This is a genomic window from Stappia sp. MMSF_3263 (assembly GCF_030733745.1).
Taxonomy (GTDB): Bacteria; Pseudomonadota; Alphaproteobacteria; order Rhizobiales; family Stappiaceae; genus Stappia.
In genome coordinates, this window is sequence record NZ_JASHIK010000011.1 from 159236 (window position 1) to 176882 (window position 17647).

18 protein-coding genes are annotated in these 17647 nt (G+C 66.7%); 16 read left to right on the plus strand and 2 right to left on the minus strand.

The window, feature by feature from the left end:
* Window positions 1–297 precede the first annotated feature (297 nt).
* The 16 genes from phnG (at window position 298) to RBB46_RS13935 (ending at window position 14720) form a co-directional block, all read left to right on the plus strand.
* Entirely contained in the window at window positions 298–714 is a 417-nt protein-coding gene (phnG, locus tag RBB46_RS13860; RefSeq protein WP_306029612.1) for a phosphonate C-P lyase system protein PhnG, read from the plus strand.
* A complete protein-coding gene (gene phnH, locus RBB46_RS13865; protein ID WP_306029589.1) occupies window positions 714–1340 on the plus strand; it encodes a phosphonate C-P lyase system protein PhnH in 627 nt (208 codons plus the stop codon). The genes phnG and phnH overlap by 1 nt, the downstream gene beginning before the upstream one ends.
* Window positions 1340–2464, plus strand: a complete 1125-nt coding sequence (locus RBB46_RS13870) for a carbon-phosphorus lyase complex subunit PhnI (protein WP_306029590.1) — start codon at window positions 1340–1342, stop codon at window positions 2462–2464. Before phnH ends, RBB46_RS13870 begins: the two co-directional genes overlap by 1 nt.
* Complete coding sequence (locus RBB46_RS13875; protein ID WP_306029591.1) at window positions 2461–3390, plus strand: alpha-D-ribose 1-methylphosphonate 5-phosphate C-P-lyase PhnJ; 930 nt, start codon at window positions 2461–2463, stop codon at window positions 3388–3390. Before RBB46_RS13870 ends, RBB46_RS13875 begins: the two co-directional genes overlap by 4 nt.
* 8 nt (window positions 3391–3398) lie before the next feature.
* A complete protein-coding gene (gene phnK / locus RBB46_RS13880) occupies window positions 3399–4175 on the plus strand; it encodes a phosphonate C-P lyase system protein PhnK (RefSeq protein WP_306029613.1) in 777 nt (258 codons plus the stop codon).
* 35 nt (window positions 4176–4210) lie between these two features.
* Window positions 4211–4906 (plus strand): phosphonate C-P lyase system protein PhnL, encoded by a 696-nt coding sequence (gene phnL / locus RBB46_RS13885; RefSeq protein WP_336623165.1) that lies wholly within the window; start codon window positions 4211–4213, stop codon window positions 4904–4906.
* Between the two features lie 15 nt (window positions 4907–4921).
* Window positions 4922–5542: a DapH/DapD/GlmU-related protein gene (locus RBB46_RS13890; RefSeq protein ID WP_306029614.1), complete on the plus strand. Its 621-nt coding sequence runs from the start codon at window positions 4922–4924 to the stop codon at window positions 5540–5542.
* Between the two features lie 122 nt (window positions 5543–5664).
* Complete coding sequence (phnC, locus tag RBB46_RS13895; protein WP_306029593.1) at window positions 5665–6498, plus strand: phosphonate ABC transporter ATP-binding protein; 834 nt, start codon at window positions 5665–5667, stop codon at window positions 6496–6498.
* 78 nt (window positions 6499–6576) lie between these two features.
* Window positions 6577–7500 carry a phosphonate ABC transporter substrate-binding protein gene (gene phnD / locus RBB46_RS13900; RefSeq protein WP_306029594.1) on the plus strand — a complete coding sequence of 308 codons (924 nt, stop codon included), beginning with the start codon at window positions 6577–6579 and terminating at the stop codon, window positions 7498–7500.
* Window positions 7501–7618: 118 nt separating this feature from the next.
* A complete protein-coding gene (gene phnE, locus RBB46_RS13905; RefSeq protein WP_306029595.1) occupies window positions 7619–8605 on the plus strand; it encodes a phosphonate ABC transporter, permease protein PhnE in 987 nt (328 codons plus the stop codon).
* Between the two features lie 13 nt (window positions 8606–8618).
* The gene (phnE, locus tag RBB46_RS13910; protein ID WP_306029596.1) at window positions 8619–10262 is read left to right on the plus strand and encodes a phosphonate ABC transporter, permease protein PhnE; all 1644 of its coding nucleotides are present in this window, start codon (window positions 8619–8621) and stop codon (window positions 10260–10262) included.
* Between the two features lie 140 nt (window positions 10263–10402).
* Window positions 10403–11143: a DUF1045 domain-containing protein gene (locus tag RBB46_RS13915; RefSeq protein WP_306029615.1), complete on the plus strand. Its 741-nt coding sequence runs from the start codon at window positions 10403–10405 to the stop codon at window positions 11141–11143.
* Complete coding sequence (locus RBB46_RS13920; protein ID WP_306029597.1) at window positions 11134–12273, plus strand: alpha-D-ribose 1-methylphosphonate 5-triphosphate diphosphatase; 1140 nt, start codon at window positions 11134–11136, stop codon at window positions 12271–12273. Before RBB46_RS13915 ends, RBB46_RS13920 begins: the two co-directional genes overlap by 10 nt.
* A 17-nt stretch (window positions 12274–12290) precedes the next feature.
* Window positions 12291–12848, plus strand: a complete 558-nt coding sequence (gene phnN / locus RBB46_RS13925) for a phosphonate metabolism protein/1,5-bisphosphokinase (PRPP-forming) PhnN (RefSeq protein WP_306029598.1) — start codon at window positions 12291–12293, stop codon at window positions 12846–12848.
* Window positions 12849–13120: 272 nt separating this feature from the next.
* Window positions 13121–13855, plus strand: coding sequence for an FkbM family methyltransferase (locus tag RBB46_RS13930; RefSeq protein ID WP_306029599.1), 735 nt, complete (start codon window positions 13121–13123; stop codon window positions 13853–13855).
* A 163-nt stretch (window positions 13856–14018) separates the two neighbouring features.
* Entirely contained in the window at window positions 14019–14720 is a 702-nt protein-coding gene (locus RBB46_RS13935; RefSeq protein WP_306029616.1) for a response regulator transcription factor, read from the plus strand.
* Window positions 14721–14756: 36 nt separating this feature from the next.
* On the opposite strand, the gene RBB46_RS13940 is transcribed toward RBB46_RS13935, so the two are convergent.
* The gene (locus tag RBB46_RS13940) at window positions 14757–16109 is read right to left on the minus strand and encodes a hybrid sensor histidine kinase/response regulator (protein WP_306029600.1); all 1353 of its coding nucleotides are present in this window, start codon (window positions 16107–16109) and stop codon (window positions 14757–14759) included.
* Window positions 16106–17293 carry an FIST N-terminal domain-containing protein gene (locus RBB46_RS13945; RefSeq protein WP_306029601.1) on the minus strand — a complete coding sequence of 396 codons (1188 nt, stop codon included), beginning with the start codon at window positions 17291–17293 and terminating at the stop codon, window positions 16106–16108. The genes RBB46_RS13940 and RBB46_RS13945 overlap by 4 nt, the downstream gene beginning before the upstream one ends.
* Between the last annotated feature and the right edge of the window lie 354 nt (window positions 17294–17647).

Genomic DNA, 17647 nt, shown 5'->3' on the forward strand with positions numbered 1-17647 from the left:
GGGAAACGGAAGCCTCGGTTCTTCGCCGGGGTTTCATCGTGGCGTCATGAGAGGCCTGTATCGTTCCAGTGTGTCGGTTGTCTATAATACTAGACAAATAATGGTCACCGGTATATCACGGCTGCACTGCGCAGCGGGTTGCCCGCCGGATCACGCCCTTCCGGTGGCGTGGCGGGCGGGGCGGCGGCGACGGCTTTGAACTTCGAAGGCATGGAGCAGGACATGACGGCATCGCAGAGGGAGCACGCCACGGCGGCAGGCAGTGAGGATGACCCCGGGCGCGGACTGAAGGCGCTGATGGATATCCTCGCGGCTTCGCCCGGGGCGGAAATCGCAGCTGCGGCGGATGCGCTTGGCGAGCTGCCGGAGGCCGCACCCGTGCGCGGGCCGGAAACGGGCCTTGTCATGCTGCGCGGCCGCATCGGCGGCGACGGCGCGCCCTTCAATCTTGGAGAAGCGGCGGTGACGCGGGCGACGGTGCGACTTGCCGGCGGTGCGGTCGGCCACGCCTATGCGCTCGGTCAGGACCGTGAGAAGGCGCGGCTGTCGGCCGTGCTTGCGGCGCTGTGGAGCGAAGGGACCCGGCGCGAGGCGATCCTGCGCGATGTGCTCGAGCCGCTGGCCGAGGCGCGTGCTGCGGAGACCTCCCGTACCCGCCGCGAGGCCGCCGCGACCCGCGTCGACTTCTTCACCATGGTCCGGGGAGACGACTGATGACGATGGCACAGTTCGACACGCAGGCCGTTTCCGGCGGCTTCACCGATCCGGTCTTCGAGGCGCAGGCGGCGTTTCGCGCGTTGATGGATGCAAGCGCGCGGCCCGGCACGATCCATGACCTGCCGGCCGGTTTGGCACCGCCGGCGCCGCTCGGCGCGGGTTCCGGCGCCGTGATGCTGGCGCTGTGCGATCCCGACACGCCGGTCTGGCTTGCCGAGGCTCTGCGCGGCGAGGCCGTCTCTGCCTGGATTGCCTTCCAGTGCGGCGCGCCGATTGTCGGCGATGGCGCAAGTGCGGCCTTCGCCTTCGCTGCCGCGAACGACATGCCGGCGCTCTCCGCTCTCAGTGCCGGAACGCAGGAATATCCCGACCGGGCGACGACGCTGGTCGTCGAGGTCGAGGCGTTTGAAGGCGGCGAGGAGATCATGATCGAGGGGCCGGGCATCCTCGGCCGGTCGCGGATCGCGCCGATGGGCCTGCCTCATTCTTTCCTGAACGAGCGTGCCGGGAACCGCGCGCTCTTCCCGCGCGGCGTCGATGTGGTGCTGGTCTGCGGTTCGCGCGTCATGGCGCTGCCGCGCAGCACCGTTCTTTCGCGCAAGTCCGAGCAGGAGGCGAACTGATGTATGTCGCGGTAAAGGGCGGCGAGGCGGCGATCGCCAATGCCCACAAGATGCTGGCCGACCGACGTCGCGGCGACCGCTCGCTGCCGGCGATCACGGTAGAACAGCTTGTCGAGCAGCTGGGCCTTGCCGTCGACCGGGTGATGGCGGAGGCCTCGCTCTATGCGCCGGCGCTCGCAGCTCTCGCCGTCAAGCAGGCGCGCGGCGACATGATCGAGGCGATCTTCCTGCTGCGGGCCTATCGCACGACGCTGCCGCGCTTCGGCGCGTCGCGGCCGCTGGAGACCGGCGAGATGGTCGCCGAACGGCGGGTGTCGGCAACCTACAAGGACCTGCCCGGCGGTCAGGTTCTCGGTCCGACCTTCGACTACACCCACCGGCTGCTCGATCCCGAACTTGCCGCCGATGCGCCGGTCGATCCGGCGCCTGCGCGCGAGCACGAGGGCGAGCCGCTGACCAGGGTCAGCGACATTCTCGCTCATGAGGACCTGATCGAGCGCGCCTTCACCGGCGATCCGGACCAGATGCCGGAGGAGCCGTCGGGCGACCTGACGCGCGAGCCGATGGAGTTCCCCATGCCCCGCGACCTGCGCCTGCAGGCGCTGGCGCGCGGCGACGAGGGCTTCCTCCTGGCGCTTGGCTACTCCACCCAGCGCGGCTACGGCCGCACCCATCCCTTCGCCGGCGAGATCCGCATCGGCGAGGTGGAGGTGGAAATGGACGTGCCGGAGCTCGGCTTCGCCGTGGCGCTCGGGCGTATCCGCGTCACCGAGTGCCAGATGGTCAACCAGTTCGCCGGCTCGGCCAAGCTCGCGCCGCAATTCACCCGCGGCTACGGCCTCGTCTTCGGGCAGTCGGAGCGCAAGGCGATGGCGATGGCGCTGGTCGACCGTTCGCTGCGCGCCGGCGAGCTCGGCGAGGACCGGGTTGCGCCGGCCCAGGACGAGGAATTCGTCATCTCCCATGCCGACAACGTGCAGGCGACGGGCTTCGTCGAGCACCTGAAACTGCCCCACTATGTCGACTTCCAGGCGGAACTCGACCTCGTCCGGCGGCTGCGCGCCGAGTTCGAGGCGGCGCGCGCGGGCAAGGACGACGCGACCGCACGGGAGGCTGCCGAATGAGCGCGAGCACCGGAATGAGCCAGGATCTGGCCAGCTACAATTTCGCCTATCTGGACGAACAGACGAAGCGGATGATCCGCCGGGCGATCCTCAAGGCGATCGCCATCCCCGGCTACCAGGTGCCCTTCGCCAGCCGCGAGATGCCGATGCCCTACGGCTGGGGCACCGGCGGCGTGCAGGTGACGGCCTCGATCATCGGCCCCGACGACACGCTGAAGGTGATCGACCAGGGTGCCGACGACACCACCAACGCCGTGTCGATCCGCGCCTTCTTCCAGAAGGTCGCCAATGTCGCGGTGACGACGAGGACGCGCGATGCCTCGATCATCCAGACCCGCCACCGCATACCTGAGGAGAAGCTGACCGAGGGCCAGGTGCTGGTCTATCAGGTGCCGATCCCCGAGCCGCTGCGCTTCCTGGAGCCGCGCGAGACCGAGACGCGCAAGATGCACGCGCTCGAGGAATACGGCCTGATGCATGTGAAGCTCTACGAGGACATCGCCCGGCACGGTCATATCGCCACCACTTATGCCTATCCGGTCCTGGTCGCCGGCCGCTACGTGATGGATCCTTCGCCGACGCCGAAATTCGACAATCCGAAGATGGACATGAGCGAGGCGCTGCAGCTGTTCGGTGCCGGTCGCGAGAAGCGCATCTACGCGATCCCGCCGCATACGAAGGTGGTCAGCCTCGATTTCGAGGACCATCCCTTCGAGATCCAGCATTTCGACGAGCCCTGCGCGCTGTGCGCGGCGGAGGGCGTCTATCTTGACGAGGTGATCCTCGACGACCGGGGCGGGCGGATGTTCGTATGCTCCGATACCGATCATTGCGAGGAGCGGCGCGCTGCCGGCCATCGCGGCCGCCTGTCGGCGGAAGAGGCCTATACGGGCCGCGAGGATGCAATCCGGGAGACGGCACGATGACCATGAACCTGGACGAGCGGCCGCTGCTGTCGGTCGCCGGCCTGACCAAGGCTTACGGAACGCGGATCGGCTGCCGCGACGTCTCCTTCGACGTGTGGCCAGGCGAGGTGCTTGCCATTGTCGGCGAGAGCGGTTCGGGCAAGACCACGCTGCTCAACTGCATTTCGACACGGCTGGCGCCGACCTCCGGCTCCGTGTGCTACCGCATGCGCGACGGCGAGACGCGCGACCTCTACGCGCTCGGCGAGGCGGAACGCCGCCTCCTGATGCGCACGGACTGGGGCTTTGTGCATCAGAACCCGGCCGACGGGCTGCGCATGACGGTCTCCGCCGGCGCCAATGTCGGCGAGCGGCTGATGGCGGTCGGCGAGCGCCATTACGGCCGCATCCGCGAGACGGCGACCGGTTGGCTGTCGCGGGTGGAGATCGCCGAGGACCGCATCGACGACCAGCCGCGCGCCTTTTCCGGCGGCATGCGCCAGCGGTTGCAGATCGCCCGCAATCTTGTCACCGGCCCGCGCCTCGTCTTCATGGATGAGCCGACCGGTGGCCTCGACGTCTCCGTTCAGGCGCGGTTGCTCGACCTGCTGCGCGGGCTCGTCTCCGATCTCGGGCTGGCGGCCATCGTCGTCACCCACGATCTTGCCGTGGCGCGGCTCCTGTCGCACCGCATGCTGGTGATGAAGGACGGGCAGGTGGTCGAGGCGGGCCTCACCGACCGGGTTCTCGACGATCCGCAGGCGCCCTACACCCAGCTTCTCGTTTCCTCGATCCTGCAGGTGTGACCATGACCGACCGCAATGAGGACGCCGGGCGCGTCATGATCCGGGCCGGCGGCCTGTCGAAATCCTTCCGCATGCATCTCCAGGGCGGCATCGAGCTTGCCGTCGTCGAGAACGCCGCCTTCGAGGTGAAAGCGGGCGAATGCGTCGTGCTCGGCGGCCCGTCGGGTGCCGGCAAGAGCTCGATCATGAAGATGCTCTACGGCAACTACGCCGTCAGCGGTGGCCACATCGTCGTACGCCACGGCGAGGGCGAGATCGACCTCGCCACCGCCGATGCGCGCCAGGTGATCGCGCTGCGCCGCGACACGATCGGCTATGTCAGCCAGTTCCTGCGCACGGTGCCGCGCGTCGGCGCGCTCGACGTGGTGGCCGAGCCGCTGGTGGCGCGCGGAACGGATGTCGGTGCGGCGCGGGAGAAGGCCGGTGAAATGCTTGCCCGGCTCAACGTCCCCGAGCGGCTCTGGGTGCTGCCGCCGGCGACCTTCTCCGGCGGCGAGCAGCAGCGCGTCAACATCGCCCGCGGCTTCATCACCGACCATCCGGTGCTGCTGCTCGACGAGCCGACGGCCTCGCTCGACGCCGCCAACCGGCGCATCGTCATCGGCATGATCGCCGCGAAGAAGGCGGCGGGCGTTGCCCAGATCGGCATCTTCCACGATGAAGAAGTGCGCGAGGCGGTGGCCGACCGGATCATCGACGTGCGGGCGTTTTCGCCGGCCCGGGCCGCCTGAGGAACGCAGATGACAATGACAAGGCTTTCATCGACGCCGCTGATCCACCCGAGCGCCGAGATCCACGACTGCGAGCTCGGCCGCTACACGGAGGTGGACGAGCGGGTCTCCATGAGCGAAACCCGCTTCGGCGACTATTCCTACATCATGCGCGACGGCATGATCTGGTGCGCGGAAATCGGCAAGTTCGCCAATATCGCGGCCTCTGTGCGCATCAACGCCACCAATCACCCGACCTGGCGCGCGACGCTGCATCATTTCACCTACAGGGCCAATGACTACTGGGACGACGCCGAGCGGGAAGCCGCTTTCTTCGACTGGCGGCGCGAGGGCAAGGTGACGATCGGTCACGACGTGTGGATCGGGCACGGGGCGACGATCCTGCCGGGCGTCACCGTCGGCGACGGGGCGGTGATCGGGTCCGGCGCCGTGGTGTCGCGCGACGTCCAGCCCTACACGATTGTCGGCGGGGTGCCGGCAAAGCCCATTCGCGAGCGTTTTCCGAAGGAAATCGCGGAGCGGATGCAGGCACTCGCCTGGTGGGACTGGAGCCACGAACGGCTGCGGTCGGCGCTTGACGACTTTCGAAATCTCGATGCCGAGGCCTTTCTGGAGCGTCACGAACCTGGCAATTGAATATATTAGCCAGGCAATAAGGTGCGCTTTGCTTGGCCCTGTCAGCAAATTGTCATGAAACCGAAAATCCACTGTCATCAATAACAGGTACGCAAGCTTCAATCACAAGCATTGAGGCGCGGATGTTCAAGCTCGAAGGCGTGACGCGGAAGTTCGGAACCAACACGGCCGTGAAGGCGGTCTCCCTGGATATTCCGGACGGACAGATGGTCGGCATCATCGGTCGTTCGGGGGCGGGCAAATCGACGCTTCTGCGGATGATCAACCGGCTGATCGATCCCAATGGCGGGCGGATCATCTTCGACGGTGTCGAGGTTTCGGCTCTGAAGGGGCAGGCGCTGCGAAACTGGCAGCGCGACTGCGCCATGATCTTTCAGCAGTTCAACCTGGTGCCGCGTCTCGACGTGCTGACCAATGTGCTGCTCGGGCGGCTCAATCACCGCTCCTCGGTGAAGAACATTCTCGGCATGTTCTCGCGCACCGAGCGTGCCATGGCGATCGCGGCCCTGGAGCGCCTGGGCATCGCCCAGACGGCGCTGCAGGCGGCCGGAACGCTTTCGGGCGGACAGCAGCAGCGCGTCGCCATCGCGCGGGCGTTGATGCAGCAGCCGCGCATGGTGCTTGCCGACGAGCCGATCGCCTCGCTCGATCCGCTCAACGCGCAGAAGGTGATGGATGCGCTTAAGGACATCAACGAGCGGGAAGGGATCACGGTGATCACCAACCTGCATACGCTTGATACGGCGCGCAACTACTGCCAGCGCATCATCGGAATGTCCCAGGGAGCCGTCGTCTTCGACGGAACGCCGGACATGCTGACGACCGACGCGGCGCGGCGCATCTATGGCGCCGACAGCCAGGAACTGTCCGAAGCGATTACCTCGACAAGCATCACGGCCGTGCCTCGTCCGGCCCCGGTATCCGTGGGAGCGCTTCGCCCGGCCGTCGCCGGCTAGCTCCCGGATCGGCATCCCCGAAAGAGGGATCCACCGCACTCGAACGGCCGGAAGATTCCGGCCCAGATGGAGACGTCAATGCTCAAGAACACCCTTCTTGGCGCGGTCGCCGCCGCGACCCTGCTCGTTGCCGGCGCGGCTATCGCTCCGGTCCAGGCCGAGGAACTGAAGGAGTTCCGGATCGGCATTCTCGGTGGCGAGAACGAAGCCGACCGCCTGCGCAACTTCCAGTGCATGACCGACAAGCTGCCGGCCGTTCTCGGCGTGGAGAAGGTCTCGCTGTTCCCGGCCGCCGACTATGACGGCGTCATCCAGGGCCTGCTGGGCGGCACGCTCGACTATGCCGAGCTCGGCGCGTCGGGCTATGCCAAGGTTTATCTTGCGAACAAGGATGCGGTCGAGCCGATCCTGACGACGGTTCAGACCGACGGCTCCACCGGCTACTATTCGGTGATGGTCGCCCGTGCCGACAGCGGCATCAAGACGCTTGCCGACATGAAGGGCAGGAAGCTCGGCTTCGCCGACCCCGACAGCACCTCCGGCTTTCTTGTCCCGTCGGTGACCCTGCCGGATGCGACCGGTGCCAAGATCGAGGACTATTTCGGCGAGACCGGTTTTGGCGGCGGTCACGAGAACCTCGTCCTCGAGGTCGTGAAGGGCACGTTCGATGCCGGCACCACCTGGGGTTCGGGTGTTGGCGACTTCAAGGACGGCTACACTTCGGGCAACCTGCGCAAGATGGTCGACAAGGGCATCCTCGACATGGACGACCTGGTCGAACTTTGGAAGTCGCCGTTGATCCCGAATGGCCCGGTGGTGGTCCGCTCTTCCATGAACGATGACATGAAGACCAAGTTCAAGGACTTCATGATGGCCCTGCCGGAGACCGACAAGGACTGCTTCTCGGCGATCCAGGGCGGCGACTTCAAGGGCTTCACCGAAGTGAACGCCGATTTCTACAAGGCGATCATCGCGGCCCGCGCCGCGAAGATCGGCTCGTAACACAAATCCCGACACTGGCGGGCGCCGGCGTGTGGCCGGCGCCCTTGCCGTTCCAGATGGCCAACCGTCCGCCTTGGCCCCATCAGGCCGGGCGGTGCGATTGCGTGTGAGTGAAACCATGTCGCTTGCGAGCGTGAATTCCGCAGCCCAGTCCGGAGGCGGTCCCCGTCTTTCGCCGGAGGGGGCGCTTGTCGAGCGTCACTGGCAGGAACTGACACTGCGTCGCCGGATCTACACCGTCGGAGGCATCGTCGCCCTGCTTGTCGTCCTGTCGGCCTCGCTCTGGTTTGCCAACGAGAGCAACGCCGGCAAATTCTTCGACCGGCTGCCCTATTTCTTCGACTTCTTCATCGACCTGGCGCCGCGCGAACCGATGGAGATATGGCGGGCGCTGTTCGACCTGCCCTCTCCCTACTATGACGGCAGCTTCCAGTACGACTATCCGGCCGGCCGCGTCTATCTCACCGAGACGTTCTATGTCCCGGAATATTTCTACAAGATGCTGGAAACGCTGAACATCGCGATCCTGTCGACGCTGATCGGCTTCACCTTCGGCTTCCTGCTCTGTTTCGTGGCGGCCAGGAACCTTGTCACCAACCGCTGGATCCGCGGTTCCGTGCGCCGGCTGATGGAGTTCCTGCGCGCCTTCCCCGAGATCGTCATCGCCGGCTTCTTCGTCGCCATCCTGACGATCGGGCCTATCCCGGCGATCATCGCCGTGTCGATCCATACGGTCGGCTCGCTCGGCAAGATGTTCTTCGAGGTGGTGGAAAATGCCGACATGCGACCGGACGAAGGCCTGCGCGCGGTCGGCGCCAGCTGGATCGAACGGGTCTGGTTCGGCATGGTTCCCCAGGTCCTGCCGAATTTCACCAGCTATGCGCTGTTGCGTCTGGAGATCAACGTGCGCGCCTCGACGATCATCGGCGCGGTCGGCGGCGGCGGCATCGGCGAGGTACTGCGCCTGTCGATCAGCCGGGGTCACGAGGCCAAGACGCTGGCGATCATCCTGCTCCTGTTCCTGACCATCGTCGCTGTCGACCAGTTCTCCGCCTGGCTGCGAAAGCGCCTTGTCGGCGAACAGGCCTTCGAGTTCGGTCGCTGAAAGGTCGCGCATCATGATCCGCTCCAACATTCCCGCAGTGACCCTTGGCGATGAAGACATTTCCGCGATTGCCGCGCGCCATCCGGATGTCTTCGCGAACCGTCCCTGGCGGCGGCTTCACGGGCCGGCGGTCATCGCCGCGATTGCCCTTTACAGCGTCTATTGCTGGTTCTTCTTCGGCATCGGCAAGGTCCTGAACGAGGCCAACTGGGACATTGCCGGCAACTATCTGGCGGACTGGGTATCGTACGAGATCCGCCCCGATTTCGAGATCGAGCCGGACGGCGCGATGTTCATCGAGTGGTCGCGCTTCTCGCCGCTGGGTGCGGCCCCCGATCCGGACTGGATCGACCTGACCCATGGCACAATGGAGCGTTCGAGCGGTAGCGATGCCGCCACTTCCTCCGCCTCCGTGGCGGAGAAGGCGGCGAACAGCTTCATGATGCCGGGTCAACCCGGGACGGGTGCGCAGGAGACCGTCTCCGAGGCAGCCGGCGCGCAAACGGCCGGCGCCCGGGATGCAGCCGACCAGGAGAGCGGTTTTTCATTCATGGCGCCGGGAGCCCCGACCGCAAGCAATCCGGCCGCCGGCGCTGTCCGCGAGACCGCGCCGCAAAGCATCGCCGAAGAGGTCATCACCAGGGCGGTGGTACGGCTTGGCGCAGACAACACGGTGACGATCACGCCGACGCTGGTGACCCTGACGCGCGGCGCCGAGAGCCTTGCCGTGCGGCTCGGGCCGGGCGAGGTAGTAACCCCTGAGGGCGTGTTGCCGGACTGGGCGCAGCAGCGCTATGCGGGCCGCAAGGTGGTCGCCTTCTTCGGGTTCACCGGGCGCGTCGAGGTGGATTATGACGGGGTCAAGGTGCGCCACCGCTTCCTCGGCTGGGAGAACTTCGTGTTCGATGCCCGCTCCCCCTTCTGGGGAAGGAGTGCTGCCGAGGTCATCTCGCTGGTCATGTCCGGGGAGCGGCTCGATCCCTCGCGCTCGAACCTTGCGCTTGCCTGGAACAACATCCTCTACAATGCCGACTGGCAGCATCTCGACGTCTGGACGAAGCTGTTGCAGACCATCGTCATGGCCTTCGTGGGGACGCTGTTTGCCAGCGTGCTTGCCTTTCCGCTCGCGTTCCTGGCGGCCCGCAACATCACCCGCAACCGGGTGCTGAACCAGCTCAACAAGCGCTTCTTCGATTTCCTGCGCTCGGTCGACATGCTGATCTGGGCGCTGTTCTTCACCCGCGCCTTCGGCCCCGGGCCGCTTGCCGGCATCTCGGCGATCTTCTTCACCGACACCGGCACGTTGGGAAAGCTGTATGCCGAGGCGCTGGAGAACATCGACGACAAGCAGCGCGAGGGCGTGCGGTCCGTCGGGGCGCAGCCTGTTGCCGTGCAACGCTACGGGGTGTTGCCGCAGGTGCTTCCGGTCTTCGCCAGCCAGGCGCTCTATTTCTGGGAATCGAACACCCGCTCGGCGACGATCATCGGTGCGGTCGGCGCTGGCGGCATCGGCCTGAAGCTCTGGGAAGCGATGCGGACCAACCAGGACTGGGAAAACGTCGCCTATATGGTGCTGTTGATACTGGCGGTTGTCTTCATCTTCGATAATATCTCCAACGCGCTTCGCTCCCGCCTTATGGGGGCAAGCCGCCCCTGAGCCGGAGAGTCGCGCCCAACGACCTGAGCCGGCAAAGTCAATGCCGGCACCGACCCGAAGAGTGCAGCTTCCGCGCCGGTGTTCCGGGGGCGGTGGCGTCCCTTCGTCCCCGGAGACGGACAGTCCGCGAAAGCATGACCATGCGCTACGCCATCTACTTTACCCCGCCCGCCGACGACCCGCTGGTCGCCGCCGCCGAGGCCTGGCTCGGCCGCAGCGTGTTCGGCCGCGACGTGGCGCCGGTCACGGTCGGCGGCGTCAAGGCGGAGGAGCGCGCGCCGCTGGTCGCCTCGCCGGCGCGCTACGGCTTTCACGGCACGCTGAAGGCGCCGTTCCGGCTGCGCGAGGGGGAGGACGAGGCCTCTCTCGTCGCCGCGCTCGATGCCTATTGCGCCGAGCGGGCGCCGCTGCCGGCTCTGCCGCTGGCGGTGACCAGCCTCGACGGGTTCCTGGCTTTGACGCCGGTGGCTTCTGCCGACGCGCTTGTTGATCTGGCGGGCGAGGTGGTGCGCCATTTCGACCGGTTCCGCGCGCCGCTCAGCGACGCCGATCTGGCAAGGCGGAAGCCGGAACGGCTCGCTCCGTCCCTGCGCGCCAATCTGGAAGCCTGGGGCTATCCCTATATTTTCGACGCATTCCGCTTTCATATGACGCTCACCGAGCGGCTCTCGGCGAACGATGCCGCGCGGGTCCTTCCGGTGCTTGTGGCGCATTTCGGAGACATGCTGGCCGAGCCGGTGGCGATGGACCGGCTGGCGCTCTATGTCGAGACCGCGCCCGGCGCCCCCTTTACATGCCTTCACGAAGCGACGCTTGCCGGTGTCGCCGAGCCCGGCCGCGAGATGGCCGGCCTGCCTGGAAAGACCGAAACATGGACATGACGCTGACAAACGCCCGGATCGTGCTGGACGGGGAGGTGATCGAGGGATCGCTTCATGTCAGGGACGGCCGGATCGCCGGCATCGACAGCGGGCCTTCGACGCTTCCCGGCGCCGAGGACATGGGCGGCGATTACGTCATCCCCGGCCTTGTGGAGCTTCACACCGACCACCTGGAAAATCACTATGCGCCGCGCCCCAAGGTGCGCTGGAACCCGATCGCGGCCGTGTGCGCCCATGACGCGCAGATCGCGGCAAGCGGCATCACCACCGTCTTCGACGCGTTGCGCGTCGGCCTCGACGAGGACACCGACATCACGTCGGAGGACATGCGGCGGCTGGCGGAAGCCATCGAGGCGGGCGTTGCCAAGGACCGGCTGCGTGCCGATCACTTTATTCATCTGCGCTGCGAGGTGTCGGCGCCCAATTGCCTCGAGAGTTTCGCGGTCTTCGACAATGATCCGCGCGTGCGCATCGCCTCCCTGATGGATCATTCGCCCGGGCAGCGCCAGTTCGCCAGCCTGGAGGCCTATGCGATCTACTACAAGGGCAAGATGAAGATGAGCGACGCGGAGTTCAACGCGTTCTGCGAACGTCGGATGGCGCAGTCGGCGCAATGGTCGGACGCCAACCGCAAGGTGGTCGCCGAAAAGGCGCGGGCCCGCGGCATCGTGCTGGCGAGCCACGACGATGCCACCAATGCGCATGTCGACGAGGCGATCGAGCTTGGCATCCGTGTCGCCGAGTTCCCAACGACGCTGGAAGCGGCGCGCGCCTCTAAGGGGCAGGGGCTGGCGGTGCTGATGGGGGCGCCCAACGTGGTTCGCGGCGGGTCCCATTCCGGCAATGTCTCGGCCCGGGATCTCGCCAGCCACGGCCTGCTCGACATCCTGTCGTCGGACTACATTCCCTTCAGCCTGATCCAGTCCGCCTTCTTCCTGGGCGAGGTGGTGGAAGAGATCGAACTGCCGCAGGCGATCGCCATGGTGTCGAAGACCCCGGCGCTTTCGGCCGGGCTCGAGGATCGCGGGGAGATCGCCATCGGCAAGCGCGCCGACCTGGTGCGCGTGCGGGTCGAGGAACACATCCCCATCGTGCGCACCGTGTGGCGCGAGGGGCTGCGGGTGGTGTGAGGGACGGAGGTCTTCCTGTGGAAAATCCGCAAGGCCGCCTGATTGCCGTGGTCGGTCCGAGCGGCGTGGGCAAGGACAGCCTGCTGGCGCTCGCCCGCGAGGCCTTCGCCGACCGGCCGGAACTGCTGTTCGTGCGCAGGGCGATCACCCGGCCCGCCACCGGCGATGCGGAAGCGCATCTTCCGATGACGCCGGACGCGTTCGACCGGGCGGAGGCCGAGGGGGCCTTTTCCTTCTGCTGGCGCGCGCACGGGCTTGGCTACGGCTTGCCGGCCTCGCTCGCCGACCATCTGCGCGCCGGCCGTCCGGCGGTCGTCAACGGCTCGCGCAAGGTGCTGGCCGCCATGGCGGAGCGCTTTCCGGGCCTTGCCGTCATCTCGATCACGGCAAGCCCCGAGGTCCTGGCCCGCCGCCTGTCGGCGCGCGGGCGCGAGAGCGCCGAGGAGATCGCGGACCGCATCGCGCGGGCGGGCGAGCCGCTGCCTGTCGAGCCGGCCGCGATCATCGACAACAGCGGCACGCTCGCCGATGCGGGTCGCCAGATGGTCGCCGCCATCGGCCGTCTCATGGTCTGATCGTCCGCCCGCCAGAACGGCGATTTCCCCCGCTGCCCGTTTCACAGGTCCGCGCCTCCGGAGGCCTTGCCAGAGCCCTTGCCAGAGCCCTTGAGCTTTGCGACAAGAAGTGGAATGAATACGCGCAATGCGGGTATCGTAATAATTACCTATGCCTCGGTTGCAGGGCTGTTCTTGACGCGGCGTCTGTGCAGGCAAGCCAGGAACCGGGGCATTCCGGCGGTGCAAACAGCGCCGGCCGGAGCGGCGACAGGAACGAGGGAGTGATAAGGATGTCGGGACAGCTCGTAACCCATGGCACCAGCGGACTGGTGCTCAGCCTCGACGAGGAGGTCGCCAACGAGCGGATCGTCACCGAGATCCGGCGCGGTCGCTACGAGGCCTCGGAACTGTCCATGGCCTCGCGTTTCGTGCGCCAGGACGACCGGGTGCTGGAGCTCGGCGCCGGTGTCGGCTTCATTTCCGCCGGTGTCATGCGCAATGTCGGGCCGGCCTATTACGCCGCCGTGGAGGCCGATGCCCGGCTCATCCCTCACATTCGCCAGACCCATCTTCGCAACGGGGTCGAGGGCGTCGAGGTGATCAATGCCGCCTTCGTCACCGATCCGCAGGTGCTTGAAAAGGGGTTTGTCGAGTTCACCCTGCATCGCGAGTTCTGGCGGTCCGGCATCGGCCAGGACCAGGACGGGGTGACCGAAACCGTGCGGGTGCCGGCGGTCGATGCCTCCGCCTTCATCGCGGACAAGGGCATCACGGTGCTGATTTCCGACATCGAGGGGGCGGAACTGGAACTGCTGCGCAACCTGCGAAAGGGCGGGCTGCAGCGGATCATTCTCGAACTGCATCCCCAGCGCATCGGCAAGGCCGGGGTGATCGAGATCTTCTCGGGACTGTGCGCGGAAGGTTTCGCCTACAACGTCAACCTGTCCGAGGGCTCCGTCGTCTGCTTCGAGGTGGTCGGCGATGCGGAGGCGGACGAGGCGGAGATGTTCACCCGCTTCGCCTGAGCCGCGCGGACGACTTCTGTCTCGTCCTTTAGTCCGCTTGCCGGATGCCGCGGGCTTCGTGAAACTTGCTCCCTTGCGGGTGCCGGGCCGTCCGGTCCCGTCGCGGGTCGTGCCGCGCCGCTTCCAACGGGCGGTCGCCGGTGCGATGGTCGGAGCGAGCGAGATGACAGCAGATGCCGACACCATGACGAAGTTCCTGATCATCGACGATCACCCGCTGTTCCGCGAGGCGCTGCACAGTGCGGTGACGCTTGCCTATCCGGATGCGGAAACGCTCGATGCCGCCTCGCTGCCGGAGGCATGCGACATTCTGGAGGGCGAGAGCGGTTTCGACCTTGCCCTGCTCGATCTCAACATTCCCGGTGTGCGCGGCATGGACGGGCTGCTGCACCTGCGCACCCATTTCCCGCGTCTGCCGGTGGTCGTCGTTTCCGGTCACGAGGATCCGCGGGTCGTGTCTCAGGTCATCGCCTATGGCGCGGCCGGCTTCATTCCCAAGTCCTCGAAGAAGGCGGCGCTCGCCGATGCGATCCAGAAGGTGATCAACGGGGCGGTTTTCGTGCCGGAGAACCTTGCGGCCGCCGGCGAGGCGCAGCTCGGCGCCCATGCGCGCGCGATGATCGACCGGGTCTCCAGCCTGACACCGCAGCAGCTCAGGGTGCTGGGCATGATCCGCGACGGGCTGCTCAACAAGCAGATCGCCTACGAGTTGCAGGTGGGGGAAACCACGGTGAAGGCGCATGTCTCCGAGATCCTGCGCAAGCTCGGCGTTCACAGTCGCACCCAGGCCGTGATCGAGATGTCGAGGCTCGACCAGATATCCGACCTCGACCCGGCTGACCCGTTTGGCAACGCAGTAGGATAGGCAGAGCCCTGGCCGGCACGCTCCGTTGCCCGTTTCTCAGGGCGCGCGGGCGAGCATATGGGCCATCAGGGCCCGCAATTGCGCCGGCTTCACCGGCTTTGCCATGAACTCTGCGCCCAGTTGCTCCGCCTGATGCATGACTGTTTCGGTGATGTCGGCGGTGGCCAGGATGACGGGCAGGCGGCGGCCCAGCCTGTGCAGCAGCACGGCCACGGTCCGGGTGCCGAGGTCGCCGTGATCCAGATGCTGGTCGGCGATCACAAGGTCCGGCACGAACCCTTGATCAAGTATGTCGAGCGCTTCCCCCTGGCAGGCCGCGGCCCGATGATCGCAGCCCCAGCCCTCGAGCAGCACCGACATGGCACGGATCACGTCCGGATCGTTCTCCACGAGCAGGATCCGGCGGCCCGAGAGCGCCGCGTCGCGGGCCTGGCGAGGCGCCGGCGAAGGCGGCGCGTCCGCGCCCTGCAAGGCCTCGCAGCGCCTGGCGAGAATGCGGAACCGGCTGCCCTTGCCGACTTCCGAGGTCAGGCTGAGTTCGTGGCCAAGGGCGGTGACCAGCCGCCTGACGATCGACAGACCGAGGCCGAGGGCACAATCGCCGTCCTGCCCGGCGCGTTCCTTGGCCGCGGAACCGCGATGGAACTCGTCGAAGATCCTCTCGCGCTGGTCGAGGGGAATGCCGCAGCCGGTGTCGACCACCTCGATCGCGACCATGTCGCCGCGCCGCCTGGTGCCGATCAGCACGCCGCCGCGGTCGGTGTAGCGGATGGCGTTCGAGATCAGGTTCTGCAACGCCCGGCGCAGCATTGTGCGGTCGGAGCGGACATGGTCGCCGGCAATGGCCGTCTGCAGGCGCAGCCCCTTGGCCTCGGCGATCGGCCGCAGGTCGGACAGGAGCGAATCGATCACCGGCGTCAGCGGAACGGCCGAGAGGCTCGGCACCATGACACCGGCATCGAGGCGGGAGATGTCGAGCAGCGTGTGCAGCAACTCGTTCATGGTGTCGAGCGCCCGCTCGACCTGGGCCACCATCGCGCGGCCGCGTTCGTTTTCCTGCAGGTCGTGCAGCGCCGACATGGTCAGTTGCGCGGCGTGCAGCGGCTGCAACACGTCGTGGCTGGCGGCGGCCAGGAAACGCGTCTTCGACTGGTCGGCGCGCTCGGAGATTTCCTTCTGGCGGGCAAGCTCGGCATTGGTCCGCTCTAGGTTGCGCAGGGTTGAGGTGAGCTCGTCCGTGCGGCGGCGCACCTGGCCCTCGAGCGCGATCGCCGTCTGGAACAGGGAGAAGGCGTTGCGCTGCTGGTCCATCGCCCGCTCGACCCGGTTGAGCAGCGCGTCGTTGATCCGTTTCAGCCGGTCGACATCGTCGATATCGAGAATGCTCATGCGCCGGTCGTCCGTGCCGTGCCCGGACCGAAGGCGATGCCGGTGAAGGTCTGGTTCAGATGCATCGACAGATACTGCTCGCCATAGGTGTTGAAGCCGATGACATTGTTGTCGCGGTAGATCTCGGCGATGCGATGGGTCACCTGCCGGTTGCGGGCATCGATGCGGCGCAGGACGCAGTCGAAGCCAAGCACGAAGTCGATGCCGCCGATGCGTTCGCGCACCGCCTCGAAGGCGGCCCGGGTGGTGCGCGTCATGCCGGCCGGCTCGGCAACGGTCATGACGATGCCGTCGTCGATGGCGCAGAAGAAGGAGAGCGACCCGTCGCGATTCATCTTCTGCACCGAGCGGCAATAGTATTCGCCTCCGACACGCACGACGAGCGGATGCGAGGCAAAGCTCATCGGCGACAGGCTGTCCGGGTCGATGCCGATGACCCGGGCATATTCGGCCGCTGCCGGCGCTGCGTTGAACTCGTGCACGATGCGCCGGTCGGGGTCGGAGCGGGTGACGACCAGCTTGTTCGGCGTCGGCACGAAATTATCGGTCTTGAAGATGTGGAAGGGGACCGGCGTCTCGACAAGGATCAGGATCGCGGCGTCGCTGGCCGGTTCGCCGTCGAGGATCAGCGTGGTGGCGCCGAAACGCATGTCGTCGCCAGCTGAACCGCCCAGCAGCGGCACGTCGTCAAGGCCCCAGTGCAGGGCGGCGGTCGCCGCTTCCTCGGCGAAGGAAAGCCCGTCGATCAGGCAGAGCGCGAAACGGCTGGCGGTGCTTTCGGCCTCCGGTGCACCGGCCGCGATGAAGGCCCGCTTGGCCTCGCCGACCTGGGCGACGATGCGCTCCATTCCGGCATTGCGCAGGTCGCGGACACACAGCGCCTCGATGCGGAAACTGACCGCCGGAAACAGGATGACGACGAGATTTCCTTCCGAGACGCCGGCGCGGGTGATTTCGCCGGCGGTCGAGCAGGCGGCATAGCGCAGGCCCGGGCAGGCCTGTGCCAGGGCCGTGCCGAGCGGGTCGGCGGCGAAGCGCAGGGAAGAGAAGAACACAAGGGCAAAGCCCGCATCGACGCGCGCGCGCGCCTCGGCGACACGCGTCCAGAAACCGGCATCATCCGGATCGTCGCATTCCAGCGCGACGATGCCGCAGGCCTGGTCGATGCCGCCATTCGGCTGCACGTTTTCCTCCCTCGCGCCGCGGCGGTCCTGCCCGCACGGCACGACGGTGCCCGGGCGCGACGTCGCGACGTCGCGACGTCGCTCACTCTAGGGCCGGCGCCTTCATTCTGACAAGCGTGGTGCGCGGGAAGCGCTCGACCGAAAGTACAGTGTACAAGGCCGGCCGCCTGCCCTTTCCTGATGGTGGCCGCAGGGAGGCCCGCCGTCGTCAGGACGCGGGTGCCGGCCGGGACCCTCAGGCTCAGTGCCCGGGTCTGCCGAAACCGGGAGGGTTTCAATGGATTTGGTAGGCGATTACCGTTTGTTGGCTGGTCGGGTTGCTGTTTGGGATGCATTGAATGATGCGGATGTTCT

What these genes read in the sequence shown, in the direction of transcription:
- phnG (WP_306029612.1), top strand. Translation starts at nt 298, where the DNA reads ATGGATATCCTCGCGGCTTCGCCCGGGGCGGAAATCGCAGCTGCGGCG.
- phnH (WP_306029589.1), top strand. Translation starts at nt 714, where the DNA reads ATGACGATGGCACAGTTCGACACGCAGGCCGTTTCCGGCGGCTTCACC.
- RBB46_RS13870 (WP_306029590.1), top strand. Translation starts at nt 1,340, where the DNA reads ATGTATGTCGCGGTAAAGGGCGGCGAGGCGGCGATCGCCAATGCCCAC.
- RBB46_RS13875 (WP_306029591.1), top strand. Translation starts at nt 2,461, where the DNA reads ATGAGCGCGAGCACCGGAATGAGCCAGGATCTGGCCAGCTACAATTTC.
- phnL (WP_336623165.1), top strand. Translation starts at nt 4,211, where the DNA reads ATGATCCGGGCCGGCGGCCTGTCGAAATCCTTCCGCATGCATCTCCAG.
- RBB46_RS13890 (WP_306029614.1), top strand. Translation starts at nt 4,922, where the DNA reads ATGACAAGGCTTTCATCGACGCCGCTGATCCACCCGAGCGCCGAGATC.
- phnC (WP_306029593.1), top strand. Translation starts at nt 5,665, where the DNA reads ATGTTCAAGCTCGAAGGCGTGACGCGGAAGTTCGGAACCAACACGGCC.
- phnD (WP_306029594.1), top strand. Translation starts at nt 6,577, where the DNA reads ATGCTCAAGAACACCCTTCTTGGCGCGGTCGCCGCCGCGACCCTGCTC.
- phnE (WP_306029595.1), top strand. Translation starts at nt 7,619, where the DNA reads ATGTCGCTTGCGAGCGTGAATTCCGCAGCCCAGTCCGGAGGCGGTCCC.
- phnE (WP_306029596.1), top strand. Translation starts at nt 8,619, where the DNA reads ATGATCCGCTCCAACATTCCCGCAGTGACCCTTGGCGATGAAGACATT.
- RBB46_RS13915 (WP_306029615.1), top strand. Translation starts at nt 10,403, where the DNA reads ATGCGCTACGCCATCTACTTTACCCCGCCCGCCGACGACCCGCTGGTC.
- RBB46_RS13920 (WP_306029597.1), top strand. Translation starts at nt 11,134, where the DNA reads ATGGACATGACGCTGACAAACGCCCGGATCGTGCTGGACGGGGAGGTG.
- RBB46_RS13930 (WP_306029599.1), top strand. Translation starts at nt 13,121, where the DNA reads ATGTCGGGACAGCTCGTAACCCATGGCACCAGCGGACTGGTGCTCAGC.
- RBB46_RS13935 (WP_306029616.1), top strand. Translation starts at nt 14,019, where the DNA reads ATGACAGCAGATGCCGACACCATGACGAAGTTCCTGATCATCGACGAT.
- RBB46_RS13940 (WP_306029600.1), bottom strand. Translation starts at nt 16,109, where the DNA reads ATGAGCATTCTCGATATCGACGATGTCGACCGGCTGAAACGGATCAAC.